The sequence below is a fragment of the Enterococcus sp. CWB-B31 genome, from assembly GCF_020567645.1.
Taxonomy (GTDB): Bacteria; Bacillota; Bacilli; order Lactobacillales; family Enterococcaceae; genus Enterococcus_L.
Map to the genome: position 1 here is coordinate 147,350 of NZ_JAJDJW010000006.1, position 16,812 is coordinate 164,161.

Sequence of the window (16,812 nt, forward strand, 5' to 3'; positions counted from 1 at the left end):
ATGATTGAAATAAAAAATGTTTCAAAGAAGTATGGCGATACGTTCGTTGTTTCAGAAATTAAATTGCCTGTTGAGGAGCAAAAACTGACGGCTTTTATTGGACCAAATGGAGCGGGCAAAAGTACATTGCTTTCCATGATGAGCCGATTGATTCCGAAAGATACAGGAGAAATTTACCTGGATCATAATGAAGTAAAGACATGGAAACAGAATGAACTGTCTCGAAAACTGTCGATCCTGAAACAGGCAAATAGTATCAATTTAAAGCTTTCAGTCAGAGAGCTGGTCAGTTTCGGGCGTTTTCCTTATTCAAAAGGACGGCTGAACAAAGAAGACCATCTAAAAGTGGATGAAGCAATGGCGCATCTCGGTCTGACTGATCTGGCGGATACGATGATTGATACATTATCCGGCGGTCAGCTGCAGCGAGCATACATTGCTATGGTGATTGCTCAGGATACCAACTATATTTTGCTGGATGAGCCGTTAAATAATTTGGATATGAATTATGCGGTGCAGATGATGCAGATTTTGCGGCGGCTGGTTGATGAGTTTGGGAAAACAGTTATCATCGTACTTCACGATATCAATTTTGCGGCCAGCTATGCAGATGAAATTGTCGCAATGAAAGACGGAAAGTTATTCGCTCACGGTACGACGGAGGAAATGATTCAATCGGAAACGCTCAATCAGTTATATGATATGACTATTCGTATCTGTGAAATAGAGGGAAAACGATTCTGTATGTATTTTAGCTAAGCAACGATTAATAACACTGTTTGATAGAGGGTCTGTGACAAAAGTCTGTTTGAGTCCCCTAAGACTGAATAAACGGTGTTCCAGAAGTAAGCACTAGGCAGGTATTGATCATCACTTATATGACCTAAACTGTGACGAGTGTCTCATGAGGAAACATCTATTTTATATAAAATAGTAATTCTCAATAATTTCGGCTTATTATCAAAGAAGCTGCTTTTGAAACACTGTGTATCAGGTTTTAAGAGACCGTAATAAAAGAAAATACAAAGTTGGAGGAAACGAAATGAAGAAGAGAATTTTAGCATTTGCAGTATTTTCAGTTGCTGCAGTATTGATATTAGGAGCATGCGGAAATGGCCAGGAATCAGGCTCGACAGATTCTTCAACAGCTGTGAGCAGTGAAAAAGCAACAACCCTTACTGTGAAAGATTCGGACGGCACTGTTGAAGTACCGAAAAATCCAACAAAAGTCGTTGTATTTGATAATGGTTCACTGGATACATTGGATGCGCTGGGTGTCGGTGATACGGTTATTGGTGCACCAACTTCAAGTCTTCCCAAATATCTTGATAAATATGCAGATGTAGAATCTGCAGGCGGCATCAAAGAACCTGATTTGGAAAAAATCAATGAACTACAGCCGGAGCTGATTATTATTTCCGGTCGCCAAAGTGATTTCAAAGAGGACCTGAGCAAAATTGCGCCAACGGTCTATCTTTCAGTAGATGCGTCTGATACATGGAATTCAACAAAACAAAATATCAAAACACTTGCAGAGATTTTTGATAAACAGGATGAAGCTGAAAAAGAAATCAGCTCATTGGAAACTGAGAGTGCAGAGTTGAAAGAAAAAGCGGAAGCATCCGGTGAGAAAGCACTGGTTGTTCTGTTGAATGAAGGTCAGTTGTCTGCATATGGTGAAGGATCTCGTTTTGGTATTGTTCATGATACATTTGGTTTTGCCCAGGCAGATGATGCGATCGAAGCTTCTACTCATGGTCAAAGCGTTTCTTATGAATATGTACTGGAAAAAAATCCTGATATTCTGTTTGTTGTGGATCGGACACAGGCGATTGGCGGAGATGAAACAAACAATAATATTACTGAAAATGAACTCATCAAGCAAACAAATGCAGGTAAAAACGGAAAAGTAATCACATTGCAGCCGGATGTCTGGTATCTAAGCGGCGGCGGACTTGAGTCTACGCATTTAATGATCGAAGATGTCACGAAAGCATTTGACTAATCCATTAAAATTTTTAATGAAATAATGGTTTAAAATGAATTGACTGTTAAAAAATTATCTGTTAATATTCTCAGTAACATGTTATCTATAGAAATGTGATGAGAAGGAAAGTATTTTTCAGACAGCTTAAAGAGAGTCTCGACTGGTGGAAAGAGATAGTGATGCTGAGGAAGAAAATGGCCTTTGAACAGATTGGTTGAATATTTAAGCCAATACAGGAGTGCCTGTTACAGCACCTCAGTATGTTTGTACTGATAGAGTGGACTTTTTTACAGTCAATGAAGGTGGTACCGCGATAGCTTAAGCTCTCGTCCTTTTTACAAGGATGAGGGCTTTTTTTGTTACATTTTTGGATGAAAATACGATTCGCATCGCAGCAGGGAACAGAATTTTAAGTATGGGTAGCATAGTTAATGAAGGAGGAAATAAGTATGAAAAAACGAGTGATTGCAACAGGGTTGGCTGCTTTAGCACTACTATTGAGTGCGTGCGGCGGAACAGCATCAGAATCAACAAAAGCGACAGATAAGGAAGCAAGCAGTGTGGAACAGAAAATTAAAATCAGTTCTCCTGCTCCGATTTCAACACTGGATACAACGCAGGCAATGGACAAAAATACATTTACAATGATTCAGCATCTGTTTGAAGGACTTTATCGTTTTGATGATGACAGCACACCAATTCCAGGATTGGCGGAAAAACTAGATATTAGTGAGGATGGTCTGATTTATACATTTACACTGAGAGACGATATTAAGTGGAGCAACGGGGAACCAATTACTGCTGAAGATTTTGAGTACTCCTGGAAACGTCTGGTCACTCCTGAAACAATCGGACCTAATGCGTATTTGCTGGATAACGTGAAGAACAGCAAAGCGATTCGTACAGGTGAAAAATCGGTTGATGAAATGGGTATTGAAGCGAAGGACAATCAATTTATTGTGACCTTGGATCAGGCACAGCCGTCATTCCTTTCAGTGGTCTCCATTGGCTGGCACCTCAAAATGAAGCATACGTTACAGAACAGGGCGAAGATTATGGGATTGACAGTGAGCATCTGATTTACAGCGGACCGTTTACAATTGCCGACTGGACAATTTCTTCTGATACCTGGACACTGAAAAAGAATCCTGAGTATTATGCAGCTGACGAAGTGAGGCTGGAAGAAGTAGATGTTACAACCGTTAAGGAAGAAAATACAGGGATTAATCTGTATCAGACCGGTGAGCTGGATCTAACCAGAATCAGTGGACAGTATGTTGCACAGTACAGCGATGATCCGGGCTATATCAGCTATTCAGATGTGGCCAATTATTTTCTTGATTTTAACAAAAAAGAAGGTACGCCTTTAGCGAATCTGCACTTGAGAAAAGCAATTGCACAGGCGATTGATAAAGAAGCACTGACAACCAATGTGTTAAATGACGGTTCAAAACCGTTAAATGGGTTAATCCCGGCGAACCTTTACACAAATCCGGATACTTCAGAAGATTTCAGAGCTTACAGCGGTGATCATCTGGTTTATGATGTAGAGAAAGCAAGAGAAGAATGGAAAAAGGCTCAGTCTGATCTTGGTAAAACAGTGAAATTAACATTACTAGCATCCGATGATGAACAGGGTAAGAAAATTTCTGAATATGTTCAAAGTCAGCTGCAGGAAAATCTTGAGGGCTTGGAAGTTACGATTTCTGCACAGCCCAAAAATAATGTTACTCAATCCCGTAAAGACAAAGAGTACGAATTGTCTCTATCAGGCTGGATTGCCGGCAGCAGTGATCTGGATTCGTATTTCAACTTGTATGAAGGCAGCTCTGCATACAATTACGGAGGATATAAAGATGCTGAGTATGACAAACTGGTGAATCAGGCGAAAACGACAGATGCTAATTCTCCAAATGTACAATTTGAGGATTATAAAAAAGCAGAAGATATTTTACTGGATGAAGATGCAGCGCAGGTTCCTATTTACCAAAGCGCCTCCAACTATCTGATCAATCCAACAGTGAAGGGGATCAGTTATCATTTATATGGAGATTATTTTAATCTGCGTACAGCCTACATTGAAGAATAGAAAATAATAAGCAGAGCATGTCTGGAAATTTCGTTTTTGGAGTTTTCAGACATGTTCTGATGAACGGAGGAAAACAGTGAGTCAATTAGTGGATCGTTTTATCAGATATGTAAAAGTAAATACACGTTCCGATGCAGCCAGTCAGACGATTCCGACAACACCGGGTCAGATCGAGCTGGCAAGGGTGATTGAAAAGGAACTGTCAGAGCTGGGCTTATCAGATATCCATTATAATGAGAAGAATGGTTTCTTGACTGCACGACTGCCTAAAAATACAACGACAGATATTCCGGCAATTGGGTTTATTGCGCATTTGGATACGGCAGATTTTGAAGCAGAGGGGATTACACCTCAGATTTTTCCTGAGTATGATGGTCAGGATGTGTTGTTGAACAGAGAATTGGGTCTTACAATGAAGGTGGAAGAATTCCCCAATTTAAAAGACTACAAGGGACAGACATTGATTACGACCGATGGTACAACACTGCTGGGTGCTGATGACAAGGCAGGAGTTGCGGAAATCATAGAAGCTGTGATCTATCTGCTTGAGCATCCTGAGATCAGTCGTGGAGATGTCTGGATTGCATTTGGTCCGGACGAAGAAATCGGCAGAGGGGCTGACCGCTTCGAGGTGGCTGCTTTCCCGGCAACGTTTGCTTATACGGTGGACAGCGGGAGAGTCGGCAGCTTTGAGTATGAAACATTTAATGCCGCTCAAGCTGTGATTGAAATTGAAGGAACCAGTGTGCATCCGGGAACAGCATACGGTCTTATGGTTAACGCAATTAAAGTTGGAGAACAGATCGATGCATTGCTGCCGGCTGATGAAGTACCTGAAAAAACAAGGGGTTATGAAGGATTTTACCTGTTGAATCGCTTCTCAGGAACCTTGGATCATGCAGAGCTGACCTATATTATTCGTGATCATGACAAGGAGAAATTTGCTGCACGGAAACAATTTCTTCAGGAAAGAGTCGAAGAAGTGAATGGGCAGCTGGATCGTCCAAGATGTACTATTACGTTTGTCGATCAGTACTACAACATGAAGGAGATTATTGAAAAGGACATGCGGCCTGTCGAGCTGGCTGTGAAAGCAATGAATAATCTGGGGATCAAACCGCTGATTGCTCCATTTCGCGGTGGAACGGACGGCTCGAAAATCTCTTATTTGGGCTTGCCTACGCCTAATTTATTTGCCGGAGGAGAAAATTTTCATGGACAGTATGAGTTTATCACAGCGGAGGCGATGGAGGCTGCTGTGAAAACAATTGTGGAAATCATCAAAGAGAATGCAGCAGGTGGGGTACACAGTTAATCTGTGGTCTTTCTAAAACCTGTTGTATCTGAGGTTTTTCCTGATTCATCTGTTTAATGGAAAAATGTTGACACAGCAGATAAATGAGAATATAATGAGGAACAATAGTGAAGCTTTGAGAAAGAGGAGTAGCAATATCCGGTACTTTACAGCGAGCTGATGGTGGTGAAAATCAGCAGGGAAGGAATTGTGAATGGACTTTCGAGCGAAATGTTGAACCAGAGTAGGCATTTCCGGGGACTCCCGTTACAGAGAAAGGTCGTTGATAGACGACTGATAGAGAGGAAAGAATGATTCTTTCAATATTGAGGTGGCACCGTGACTTTTCACCCTCAAACCATAGCTTTTTTATGGTTTGGGGGTTTTTTGTTTTTTTCGGGTCGTTCACAGGATTGATAAAATTCTTTTCAGTGAGGTGGTACCGTGGATGAATATTATTCGCCCTCAGAAAACAGCAGGTTTGTTTTCTGAGGGCTTTTTGCATTGTTCGGTACAGATACTGTGAAACCTTTGAAGCGATTGAATATCCCAGGAAGCATTCAGTTTGGATCGAATAGATGAACGGAAAGAAGGAGGAAAAAGAAGATGCAGAAAACTAAAAAATTACAGGCGGATCATTTAACAGCTGTTTCAGCGTTTCTACGAATTCAGGGAAAGAATAAGTGTATGCTGGAAAGTATTCCCAGAGATAAAGAGCAGGGGCGGCACACGATTATTGCGTGGAATCCGGTTAAAGAAATGACGGTCAGCGGTCAGCAATTTTCCATTACTGGTAGTTCTCCATATCAGGTGACGGACCCGCTGAAAGAATTAGAGAAGTACATTCTGATATCAGAGGATGAAGATGAAAAGCTTCCGTTCCACGGCGGTGGCTTGGGCTATGTCGGCTACGATGTCGTTACCAATTATGAGGAGTTGGGGCGAATTCCCACGGATGAACTAGGATTTCCAGATGTTCATTTTTATCTGTTTGATTCTTTTCTGATCTTTGATCATTTGAATGAGTGTCTGTGTCTAGTTGAGTCAGATAGTTACTCTCAAAGAACACCTGAGCAACTGGAGGCGGCACTTGAACAAATAGTGAAAGACCTGCAACTTCCGAGTGAGGCAGAAACGAAAGAAGTTCAATTACAGAAGATGAGCTATACTAGTAATTTTACAAAAGAGGCCTTTCAAGAGACGGTCAAAAAAGTCAAAGGATACATTACAAAAGGAGATATGTTTCAGATGGTTCCTTCTCAGCGGCTGACAGCAATGTGTCACAATGAACCCTTTGATTATTATCGGCGGCTGCGAGTTGAAAACCCCTCCTCGTATCTTTACTTTATTGATTTTGGGGAAACCTTTATTATCGGCTCTTCACCGGAACGGCTGGTCAGCGCCAGGAATGGTACAGCTACAACGAATCCGATTGCCGGAACACGCAAAAGAGGCGACACCGTCGAAGAAGACAAACGATTGGAAATGGAGCTTCTTCAAGATGAGAAGGAGCGGGCAGAGCATTTAATGCTGATTGATCTGGGCAGAAATGATATCGGCAAGATCAGCGAACAGGGAACGGTGGAAGTCCCTCTTTATATGACGGTTGAAAAATACCGGTTTGTGATGCATATCGTATCCGTAGTCACTGGAAAAATGAAGCAGGGTGTGACAGCGATGGATGCTTTGAAAGCGACACTGCCGGCTGGAACAGTCAGCGGGGCACCGAAGATCCGGGCTATGAAAAGGATTTATGAATTAGAGCCTGTCAAAAGAGGAATCTATGCCGGGGCAGTCGGTTATCTATCTAAAAATGATCAGGCTGATTTTGCCATAGCGATTCGAACTATGGTGATCCATAAGAGAAAGGCCTATGTACAAGCAGGAGCCGGAATTGTGTATGATTCGGAGCCGGAAAAAGAATATGAAGAAACACTGCAAAAAGCTAAAGCATTATTGGAGGTGGGCAAGTGATTTTACTGATTGACAACTATGACTCATTTACATACAACCTCGTTCAGTTGGCAGGGCAGTCGGCTGAGATAAAAATTCTCAGGAATGATCATCCAACCTTGATGGAAGAGGCAGCTCTTGCTGACGGTATTATTATTTCCCCGGGGCCGGGAACACCGGAGGAGGCTGGCGAAAGTGTCGCTGTAATTCAGCGTTTTTATAAAGAAAAACCGATCTTGGGTATTTGTTTGGGGCATCAGGCGATTGGCTTTGCTTTTGGTGAAACCATCCAGCAGGCTCAGGAAATCTATCATGGAAAAGCTTCTATAGTAAATCAAGAGGGCGGGCAGCTGTTTCGTGGATTATCCGACTCGTTTGAAGTGATTCGCTACCATTCGCTGGTTATCAAGCAGCAAATGGTTTCAGAAGCGTTTGAAATCACTGCTTATTCAGAGGAAGATGGAGAAATTATGGGCATTGAGCATAGAAAATATCCGGTGTTCGGACTTCAATTTCATCCGGAGTCGATAGGAACAAAAGAAGGCAGTCTCATGGTACAAAAATTTATTCAATTATGTGGAGGAAACGAAAATGAACGAATTATTTGAAAAAATATATCAGAAACAGCATTTAACAAAGAGTGAGATGAAAACTGTTGCAGAGGAAATTTTTGAAGGACGATTGACAGACAGCCAACTGGCGGCATTTTTAACTGCCTTGAAGTGTAAAGGTGAAACAGCAGAAGAAATGGCTGGGATCGCTGAAACAATTCAAAGCAAAGCACGTAAAATTCAAAGTCAGAAAGAAAATGTGATGGATAACTGCGGAACTGGCGGTGATCAGTCAGGGAGTTTTAATATCAGCACGACAGCTGCTTTCGTACTGGCTGCCGGAGGAGTAACCGTGGCGAAGCACGGCAATCGAAGTATTTCCAGTTGTTCGGGCAGTGCAGATATTTTTGAATGTCTGGGTGTGGATATTGCTCTTTCGTCGGAGAAAATTAGTTTTTTATTGGATGAAGTGGGACTGGCTTTCTTATTTGCACCGAATATGCATCCGAATATGCGCTATGTGATGAAGGTTCGTAAAGAGCTTGGAACACCAACTATTTTGAATTTAATCGGTCCATTAACAAATCCAGTGGCACTTGAGACACAGCTGATGGGAACGTATCGACTGGACCTGCTCGAAGAAACAGCAAAAACATTGGGTTCTCTGGGAAGAAAGCGGGCAGTGGTAGTGAATGGCGGCGGGCGGCTGGATGAAGCCTCATTGGCTGGGACCACTCATTATGCGCTGCTGGAAAATGGTCAGATTCAGCTTCGGAGAATTGAACCGGAGGAACTGGGGTTCAAGCGTGTTCCACTTGAAGGAATACAAGGCGGGGATGCTCAGAAAAATACAGAAATTCTATATAGGGTCTTGAAAAATCAGTCCAGTGCCTATCTGGATACAGTGATTCTAAATGCTGGACTGGGCTTTTTCAGCAATGGGAAAACAGGAACAATTGAAAAAGGAATCGAATTGGCAAAACAATGCATTCAGTCTGGTGCGGCAATGGACAAGCTGCAGGAATTTATTCGTGTACAGAAGGAGGTCGCATAAATATGGATTTTTTGGAAAAGATTTTGCTGGAAAAAGAGAAAGAAGTTTCCGGGATGGAGCTGGAAAATTTGCAGCCTCTTAGAGTGACAGAGTCGTTTGGTGCACGAGTCAAAAACCACCCGGAGCATATACATGTGATTGGCGAAATCAAACGGGCATCTCCATCTAAAGGTACAATCAATCTGAATGTAGATAGTGTGAAGCAGGCAAAAGACTATGAAAAAGCAGGAGTTTCAGCGATTTCTGTTCTGACGGATGAGGTATTTTTTAAGGGCTCAATTGATATATTGAGGGAAGTTGCCGAGGCAGTGAGCGTTCCTGTTCTCTGCAAGGATTTTATTATTGATGAAAAGCAGCTGATTCGAGCGAGAAATGCCGGAGCGACGATGGTGCTGTTGATTGTGGCAGCTTTAACGGAAGAGCATCTGAAGCAATTACTTGAAAAGGCACAGAAGTTGGGTCTGGAAGTGCTGGTGGAAGTACATAATTTGGAGGAGCTGGCGATTGCTGAAAAACTTGGGGTACCATTGATCGGTGTGAATAATCGGAATTTAAAAACCTTTGAGGTGTCTGTTGGGACCAGTATTGAGCTTGGAAAAAAGCAGACAACAAAAGCAGTTTATATCAGTGAATCCGGTTTTGAAACAGGTGAACAAGTAGAAAAAATCGCTCAGCATTATCAAGGGATTTTAGTTGGAGAAACATTAATGAAGGCAGCTGACTCTCAGGAGAAGGTCAGAGAACTGCAGGTGATAAGATGAAAGTAAAAATCTGCGGATTGAAAACAAAGGAAGCAGTGATGGCAGCAGTAGATGGAGGAGCAGATTATATCGGATTTGTATTTGCTGAAAGTAAGCGACGGGTCTCGGCTGAACAGGTGCGGCAGATAACAATGGGTGTGCCGCACAGGGTTCGAAAAGTCGGCGTTTTTGTTTCTCCGAAAATAGAAGAGGTAGAGGAAACAATTAAAACTGCCGGATTGGATATAATGCAAATTCATGGAGAGTATCCAGAAGGAACGTTTTCTGTTCCCTGTATTTTGGCGGGCTCTGTCGGCAGAGAAACAGAGCCGCAAGTCTTCGAGCAAATGTGTCGTGGCGATTACCTGCTGTTTGATGCACCGACAAAACAATATGCGGGGGGCAACGGTGAAACTTTTAACTGGGAAGAATTGGACCTTGCATTATTTTCAGATAAGAAGGTTTTTATTGCCGGCGGTCTGACAAGTGAGAATGTTCAGCAGGCAAAAGCCTATTTTAGTCCTTACGCGGTCGATGTTTCCAGCGGTGTGGAGACGGACGGGAAAAAGGATATAGCAAAAATTAGAGAATTTTTGAAAAAAGCGAAGGAGGATGCACTATGTATCAACAACCGGTAAAAGGATTTTATGGAAATTACGGCGGCCAGTTTGTGCCGGAAACGTTAATGTATGCAATGAATGAGCTGGAGGAAGTTTACGAAGCTTCAAAGAAAGATGAGGCGTTTCAGAAGGAGCTGGACTATTACTTAAAGCAGTATGTGGGCAGAGAGAATCCGCTCTATTATGCACAGCGGCTGACGGAGCATGTTGGGGGAGCCAAAATCTATTTAAAGCGTGAGGATCTAAATCATACGGGAGCGCATAAAATTAATAATACGATCGGGCAGATTTTGCTGGCGAAAAAGATGGGGAAAAATAGGATTGTGGCAGAGACCGGTGCCGGACAGCATGGGGTGGCGACTGCAACGGTTGCGGCATTGTTCGGTATGGAGTGTACGGTGTTTATGGGGGCAGTGGATGCAGCTCGTCAGTCATTAAATGTGTTTAGGATGGAGCTTCTGGGAACTAAAGTGGAGAGTGTAACCTCTGGAAGTAAGACGCTGAAGGATGCGGTGAATGAAGCGCTTCGCTACTGGGTGGCAAATGTGGAGGATACGCATTATGTGATGGGCTCGGTTCTGGGACCGCATCCGTTTCCGGAGATTGTCCGAGATTATCAAAGCGTGATTGGTCAGGAGGCCCGACGCCAGATTCTAGATGCGGAAGGAAAATTGCCGGATGCAGTGGTTGCTTGTGTCGGGGGCGGAAGTAATGCAATGGGGATTTTCTATCCGTTTATCAATGATGAGGTTCGGCTGATCGGTGTTGAAGCAGCTGGTCTGGGGCTGGAAACCGGCGCACATGCAGCGACGATTACAAGGGGACGGACAGGTATTCTTCATGGTGCGATGATGAAGCTTTTGCAGGATGAAGCTGGGCAGGTTCAAGAGGCTTTTTCAATTTCAGCTGGACTTGATTATCCGGGTCTGGGACCGGAGCATTGTTATCTTGATGAATCTGGTCGGGCAGAATATGCTTTTGCAACTGATGAAGAAGCGTTGGAGGCTTTCCATTTGCTTTGTCGTACCGAAGGAATTATTCCAGCACTGGAAAGCTCTCATGCAATCAGCCATGCGGTAAAGGTTGCGAAAGAACTTGGACCGGATAAGCAAATTATCGTCTGTCTGTCTGGACGGGGTGATAAGGATGTTCAGCAGATCAAGGAACTGATGGAGAAAGGGGCGGAACAATGAAAACGTTGACTAAAGTATTGAAAGAAAAGCAGGAGAACAATCAGATGATTGTCGTTCCCTATATAATGGCAGGCGCACAGGGACTGGAAAACCTGGCTGGGGAAATCAAAATGCTGGAGAAAGCAGGAGCCAGTGCAATTGAGTTGGGTATCCCATTTTCTGATCCGGTCGCAGATGGTCCGGTAATCCAGGAGGCAGGACTGGAAGCGTTGAGGCGGCAAGTAACGCTGCGGGACATTTTGCAGCTGCTTAAAATGGTTGAAACAGAGATTCCTTTAGTCATTATGAGTTATTTTAATCCATTGTATTCATTAGGATTGGAACAATTTGTTGAAGAGCTAAAGGAAACGCCTGTCAAAGGACTGATTATTCCTGATCTGCCATTTGAACATAGCGATTATCTGATGCCTTTACTGACAGACACTGACATTTCGCTGATTCCTCTGGTAGCCTTGACAACGCCGAGGGACCGCATTAAGTTGCTGACCGATGAAGGAGAAGGATTTATCTATGCTGTGGCAGTAAATGGTGTGACCGGAGTCGGCCGGAATTATCAGGAAGAGCTGGATGAGCATTTGGCCTATATTCAAAGTGTCAGCGATAAGCCGGTTCTGGCGGGTTTTGGTGTCTCTTCTGCAGAACATGTCCAACGCTTTAGAAAAAGCTGTGCGGGCGTGATTGTCGGCAGTAAAATTGTTAAGCTGCTGCAGGAAGGAAAACAGGCAGAAGTCTCTGCCTTTGTTGAAGAGCTTTCGACAGTTTAGGCTTACTCCGAATAAGTAAGGCAGAAATATTAGTCGGTTCTTTTGTATAGAAATGAAACTATTTTGATTTTAATGAAAGACTAAATATTATTTTAATTACAGGGAAAGGTTTTCCACTCCGAAATCTAAGCATTATAATACATTTAGTTAAACAACAGGATAGTGATCGTTTGAGACAAGCTAAACCTAACCTAATTACGCTGATTTTTCTGAAATCAGTGCAATTAGGTTTTTATTTTTTTGAAGGAAGACATAGGCCTACTTCATTGCCGGTTGTTGACAAAACAGTTGAGGTAGTTCAAAAGAATCTATGAAAAGAACCAGCTAAAGAACTGGTGCACTTGATAACGAACCTCCATCATTGAGCGTTCTGACGTTAAAAAGTGCAGGAAGAAAGCGTATCAGAACAGCAGCTTTAGCTCAATGATGCTCATTATAAAGTGTTCGCTTCACCCACTAAGATAACAGGGGAGAGAGACAAAAAGTGCCGAAAACCCCAGTAACATCAGGGAGTGGGTTCATTTTAGTTAGTAACTTTTGAACTACCACAGTTGAAGAGGGGAAAAAAATGAAATTGAAAAAATATTTTATAAGGATGGCAGCAGCAGCTTTATTTTTAACAGGGTATTCAGGAATAACTGATAAGGCAACGAAAGCAACAGATGAGAATGATATGACACAGAGGGAGAATGAGTGAGAAAGCGAAGTAATCCTGGGAGTTAGGAGGGGATAAAGTGAATAAAGCATCCATCCCAAGTTAAAGCGAAAATCTAACTTTTTGGCTAGGGGTTACTACAGAATAACCAGCTGTTTTTATCGAAAATTTATTCTAAAAGAAAGAGCATTTGTTTTTGTTGTAGATATGAATTTTTAAAAGGAGATTATTTTCTTATTATATGTTAAAAATTACTGTTTTTAAACTGCCGATTCTCAGGTATAATAATATACAAATAACTATAAATTATTTGGAGGTTGCAAGCATGAAATATTTATCCTCTCAAGTGGAATTAAAAGAAAAGATAGCTCTCTTGGTAAATAATGATGTTCGCTCACTATTTATAGAAGGAGAAGCAGAATGTGGGAAAAGTTATGCAGTTCATGGATTCATGAATGATTTAATTAGTGATGAATCTGATATATTAAACGTTGCATCACAAGTAGACTTAAAAGATATAGATTATTATCCATTCTCTCATGGATTAGAAAACAAAGATTTTATAGATAAGAATAAGTATCTCATAAGTACATTAGATACTTATTCAGATAGTAAAGAAGGAAATCGAAAACTTATCAGTGCTTTGATAAGTAACTTCCTTCGCAATTCAGATAGAAAAAAATTGAGGTTAGAAGGAATTTTTAATGAAAAAGAATTGGAAATCTTATCAAAGTTAGAGACTGGCTTGAAAAAAAGAAAAAAGGTCATTATCATTTGTTCTAATCTTCAATTCTGGGATAATAAATCGTTGCATCTTCTCTTTAAATTGTTAGAGGGTAGCAGCCAACGCTTTGATTTTCTGGATAAGAGTAAATTTATTATTGTAAATTCTTTAACGCTAGATCAAGAATGCAATCCTTTTATTGAGAAAATAAAGAATTGTTGTGATAAAGAACACACTATGAGTAAGTTTAAATCAAATGATTACAAGATTTTAGCTGAAAATTTTTTTTATAATTTGGCTTTGGAAGAGCAAACAATAGCTGTAGTTAGTAAACTGGCGAATGAAAATATCCCTTATATAAAAGAAATTTTTTCAGAATTATCAAATAATTTTATTAAAGATAAATTTTCATTTTCAAAACTAAAAAGAGTATTAGAAGAAAAATTTAGAGGGTTTGGAGCTTCTAGAAATCAAATCAATGAAGTTTTGGAGTACGCATCTGTTATCGGCTATTATTTTTCAACAGTAGAGTTAGAGAAGGTAACCAAAATACACAAAGATGATTTTATTAAAATTATTACTCAGGCAAATGAGCTATCTTTGATATCAGAAAAAGATGAAGATTATTATAGCTTTGGCTTAGAAGTCATAAAAAAAATATTTGACTCTCAAGCAGAAAACAAGAAATATAAGTATTATACGGATTTAGAAACTATTCTAAAAGAAATTCGACCATCCCAATATTTGAGAAGAGCAAGATACTTAAAAAAAATAGATGCAATGCAAGCAAGTGACTTATTTGTTTTAGCTTTTCTTAAACAATTAAGAGAGTATCGTTCAATAGATTCAGATAGCAGAGGAGAAATTGAATTATTTACATCTAGAGATCAACAAGTATATATTATCAATATGGAAAGAGCTTATAATGCATTTCATGAAGAAAAATATGATGAAGCAATTGCAATTCTAGAAAAAATAACTACAATAGCATCTGAAATATTGAAGGCCGAAATACAAATACTTCTATCCCAGTGTTATTGTAAAACGTTAGATCCCCAAAAGAGAAAAAAATCAGTTGAATGCTTATTACCCTATAGTGATTTGTCTACATTAGCTGAAGAAAAAGATGTATATGAAAGAGTTTTACAACGCTTATTGATTAGCTATGTACATATAAATGAAAATGATATGGCTTTAAGAATTGAAGGAATACTTAAAAAATCACTTGCAGGAAGAGCGAGTATAGATGAACAAGCAAGATATACAATAAACAATTTAAACAGAATTTCTAATTCCATTCACGAACCTGAAGCAGCTAGCCATATGATGCTTGGATCAGTTGAATTTTATCAACCCTCAGTTGAGGGGGACATTCCGTCCTCTCTAGCAGATTATTATAAAGCTTTATGTAATTATTCAGGCATTCAAATTATCTGTGGTGAGTTTAGGGAAGCCTTCGAAACAGCTGTAACAGCTACTGAAATCCAAGAGGAATATGACATTTTTCCATTTCCAAGATTATACCTGTTAGCAAATAACCTGATACTTTCTGGATACTTCAATCATAAATTTTCTATTGAGGAGTGTGTTGAGTTTTTTATTGATGTATTAAATGGATTACCGATTATTGCAGATCGCTTATTGATTGCATCTAATTTATCAATATTTTATGCTTTAAAAAATGAATATAAAAAAGCAAAAGAACTTTTATTAGAGGAAGCTGAAAAACAAAAGATGAAAAGAGATGAAGAAGGTATATATGACTATAGAGTTATTTTTAATACCGCAATCTATGAGTTTTTGTCAGGAAACAGAGAAAAGGGAATTCAGCAACTAAGCTCTTTAAAAAAAAGTGATAGCCCTACACAGAGTGATGAAATGTTAAAGAAACAATCACTACTTATTGAAAAAATGAAAGTACCTAATAAGAATTATTCTGGAATAGAATGGTTACATGTTCTAAAGGAGCACTATGATGCAAATTTTACAACGACAGATTATTTTTATTTAGGGTATACGTTTACAACATTATACAACTGGGATATGTAATGACCCAGTTGTATAATGAATAATATTAGTTTTATCTTTGCTGGTGCGTAATAATAAGACCGAACAATGATTTTAAAACCTCTTCATAAGAGTACCCTAGTTCTTTAAATGCATAATAATAGGACATACTTTTGGTAATATGAGGGTTTGTTGCTATATCTGTTATATAAAAATTATTATTATCATCTATTCTATAATCTATTCTACCATAACCGAATATTTCTAAATCTTGTGCTACAAGTTCTGTAGTTGTTTTTATTTTTTTTGATAAAATTGGATTTTTGTTGTCAAAATTATAGAAATTGAATTTATTATTTCCACGAATATTATAATCTAAAATAGTATTATCTAGACTTTCCTTATTATTAACAGAAATTCCAACAGGATTAAAGGACACAGTTTGCTCAGGAGTAGAAAGAACAGGTACTTCTACCTCTTTTCCTGAAATAAATTGCTGCACAATTACTTTTTGATTAAATTGTCTACTTAATTTATCAATAAAATTTTCTTTATCTTCTGAGAAGTGGAAAATATTTTTTTGTCCAAGTCCTATACTAGAAGATTCAGAGTTCAGTTTACAAATTACTTTTTCATTACTTTCAGGCTTTTTATTAAATATCCATCCATATCGGTAATCATACAACCAGTTTTTACATAGTGTATATTCTCCTTGAGATAGAAAACTATTCCAATGAAATTTATTCCTAACAAAACTTGTTACGTAAGCATTACTATTACTAAAAAGGATGTTATTTAGAGCACAAAATGCGGGTACAAGTGATTTTCTTCCAGGAGTAGTTCCCTTTTGTGCGGAGTTTAATACGATTATTTTTTTAGGATAATTATCTCTTAAAATGCCATTTTCAAAATCATGAATAAAATCATTTTCGTCGAAATAGCATTTTAGTTCAAAGCCTATTGATTTGATAGTGGTTGATATTTGTTCGTATTGAAGTAAAGAATAATACTCTGACATGACAGAGGTCTCAGAATAATCTTTAAAACTTGTCGTTAAACCTTTCACATTTGAAACCATGATAATTAAATACTTGTCTAAGTTATTTTGTGTTGTTTCTACGTAATTATCTATAACATTTTTAATCATACTAAAAAACCTCCAAATAATTTATAGTTATTTG

13 protein-coding genes, 1 pseudogene and 2 other annotated features are annotated in these 16,812 nt (G+C 39.5%); of the genes and pseudogenes, 13 read left to right on the plus strand and 1 reads right to left on the minus strand.

Features of this window, described 5'->3' with window-relative positions:
• From LI954_RS08010 to LI954_RS08065, 13 genes and pseudogenes are all read left to right on the plus strand, one after another.
• Nucleotides 1-759, plus strand: a complete 759-nt coding sequence (locus tag LI954_RS08010; RefSeq protein ID WP_202065314.1) for an ABC transporter ATP-binding protein — start codon at nt 1-3, stop codon at nt 757-759.
• A gap of 283 nt (nt 760-1,042) precedes the next feature.
• Nucleotides 1,043-2,005 (plus strand): siderophore ABC transporter substrate-binding protein, encoded by a 963-nt coding sequence (locus LI954_RS08015; protein WP_229444131.1) that lies wholly within the window; start codon nt 1,043-1,045, stop codon nt 2,003-2,005.
• A gap of 89 nt (nt 2,006-2,094) precedes the next feature.
• Nucleotides 2,095-2,324 (plus strand) — a binding site (T-box leader).
• Between the two features lie 112 nt (nt 2,325-2,436).
• Nucleotides 2,437-4,076, plus strand: a pseudogene (locus LI954_RS08020) (peptide ABC transporter substrate-binding protein).
• Between the two features lie 76 nt (nt 4,077-4,152).
• Nucleotides 4,153-5,391, plus strand: coding sequence for a peptidase T (pepT, locus tag LI954_RS08025; RefSeq protein WP_229441298.1), 1,239 nt, complete (start codon nt 4,153-4,155; stop codon nt 5,389-5,391).
• A 106-nt stretch (nt 5,392-5,497) separates the two neighbouring features.
• Nucleotides 5,498-5,728 (plus strand) — a binding site (T-box leader).
• 248 nt (nt 5,729-5,976) lie between these two features.
• Nucleotides 5,977-7,344: an anthranilate synthase component I gene (gene trpE / locus LI954_RS08030; protein WP_229444132.1), complete on the plus strand. Its 1,368-nt coding sequence runs from the start codon at nt 5,977-5,979 to the stop codon at nt 7,342-7,344.
• Complete coding sequence (locus LI954_RS08035; protein WP_229441296.1) at nt 7,341-7,931, plus strand: anthranilate synthase component II; 591 nt, start codon at nt 7,341-7,343, stop codon at nt 7,929-7,931. Before trpE ends, LI954_RS08035 begins: the two co-directional genes overlap by 4 nt.
• On the plus strand, nt 7,915-8,928 hold the full coding sequence (gene trpD / locus LI954_RS08040) for an anthranilate phosphoribosyltransferase (RefSeq protein ID WP_229441295.1): 1,014 nt from the start codon (nt 7,915-7,917) through the stop codon (nt 8,926-8,928). The genes LI954_RS08035 and trpD overlap by 17 nt, the downstream gene beginning before the upstream one ends.
• Nucleotides 8,925-9,689, plus strand: coding sequence for an indole-3-glycerol phosphate synthase TrpC (trpC, locus tag LI954_RS08045; RefSeq protein ID WP_229441403.1), 765 nt, complete (start codon nt 8,925-8,927; stop codon nt 9,687-9,689). The genes trpD and trpC overlap by 4 nt, the downstream gene beginning before the upstream one ends.
• Entirely contained in the window at nt 9,686-10,306 is a 621-nt protein-coding gene (locus tag LI954_RS08050) for a phosphoribosylanthranilate isomerase (RefSeq protein WP_229441294.1), read from the plus strand. The genes trpC and LI954_RS08050 overlap by 4 nt, the downstream gene beginning before the upstream one ends.
• On the plus strand, nt 10,288-11,481 hold the full coding sequence (trpB, locus tag LI954_RS08055; protein WP_229444133.1) for a tryptophan synthase subunit beta: 1,194 nt from the start codon (nt 10,288-10,290) through the stop codon (nt 11,479-11,481). Before LI954_RS08050 ends, trpB begins: the two co-directional genes overlap by 19 nt.
• Nucleotides 11,478-12,245, plus strand: coding sequence for a tryptophan synthase subunit alpha (trpA, locus tag LI954_RS08060; RefSeq protein WP_229444134.1), 768 nt, complete (start codon nt 11,478-11,480; stop codon nt 12,243-12,245). The genes trpB and trpA overlap by 4 nt, the downstream gene beginning before the upstream one ends.
• Nucleotides 12,246-12,813: 568 nt before the next feature.
• On the plus strand, nt 12,814-12,942 hold the full coding sequence (locus tag LI954_RS16065) for a hypothetical protein (RefSeq protein WP_267491453.1): 129 nt from the start codon (nt 12,814-12,816) through the stop codon (nt 12,940-12,942).
• 283 nt (nt 12,943-13,225) lie between these two features.
• On the plus strand, nt 13,226-15,673 hold the full coding sequence (locus tag LI954_RS08065) for a hypothetical protein (RefSeq protein WP_229444135.1): 2,448 nt from the start codon (nt 13,226-13,228) through the stop codon (nt 15,671-15,673).
• 31 nt (nt 15,674-15,704) lie between these two features.
• Here the strand turns inward: LI954_RS08065 and LI954_RS08070 are convergent, their stop codons facing one another.
• Nucleotides 15,705-16,778, minus strand: coding sequence for a hypothetical protein (locus LI954_RS08070; RefSeq protein ID WP_229444136.1), 1,074 nt, complete (start codon nt 16,776-16,778; stop codon nt 15,705-15,707).
• Nucleotides 16,779-16,812 lie beyond the last annotated feature (34 nt).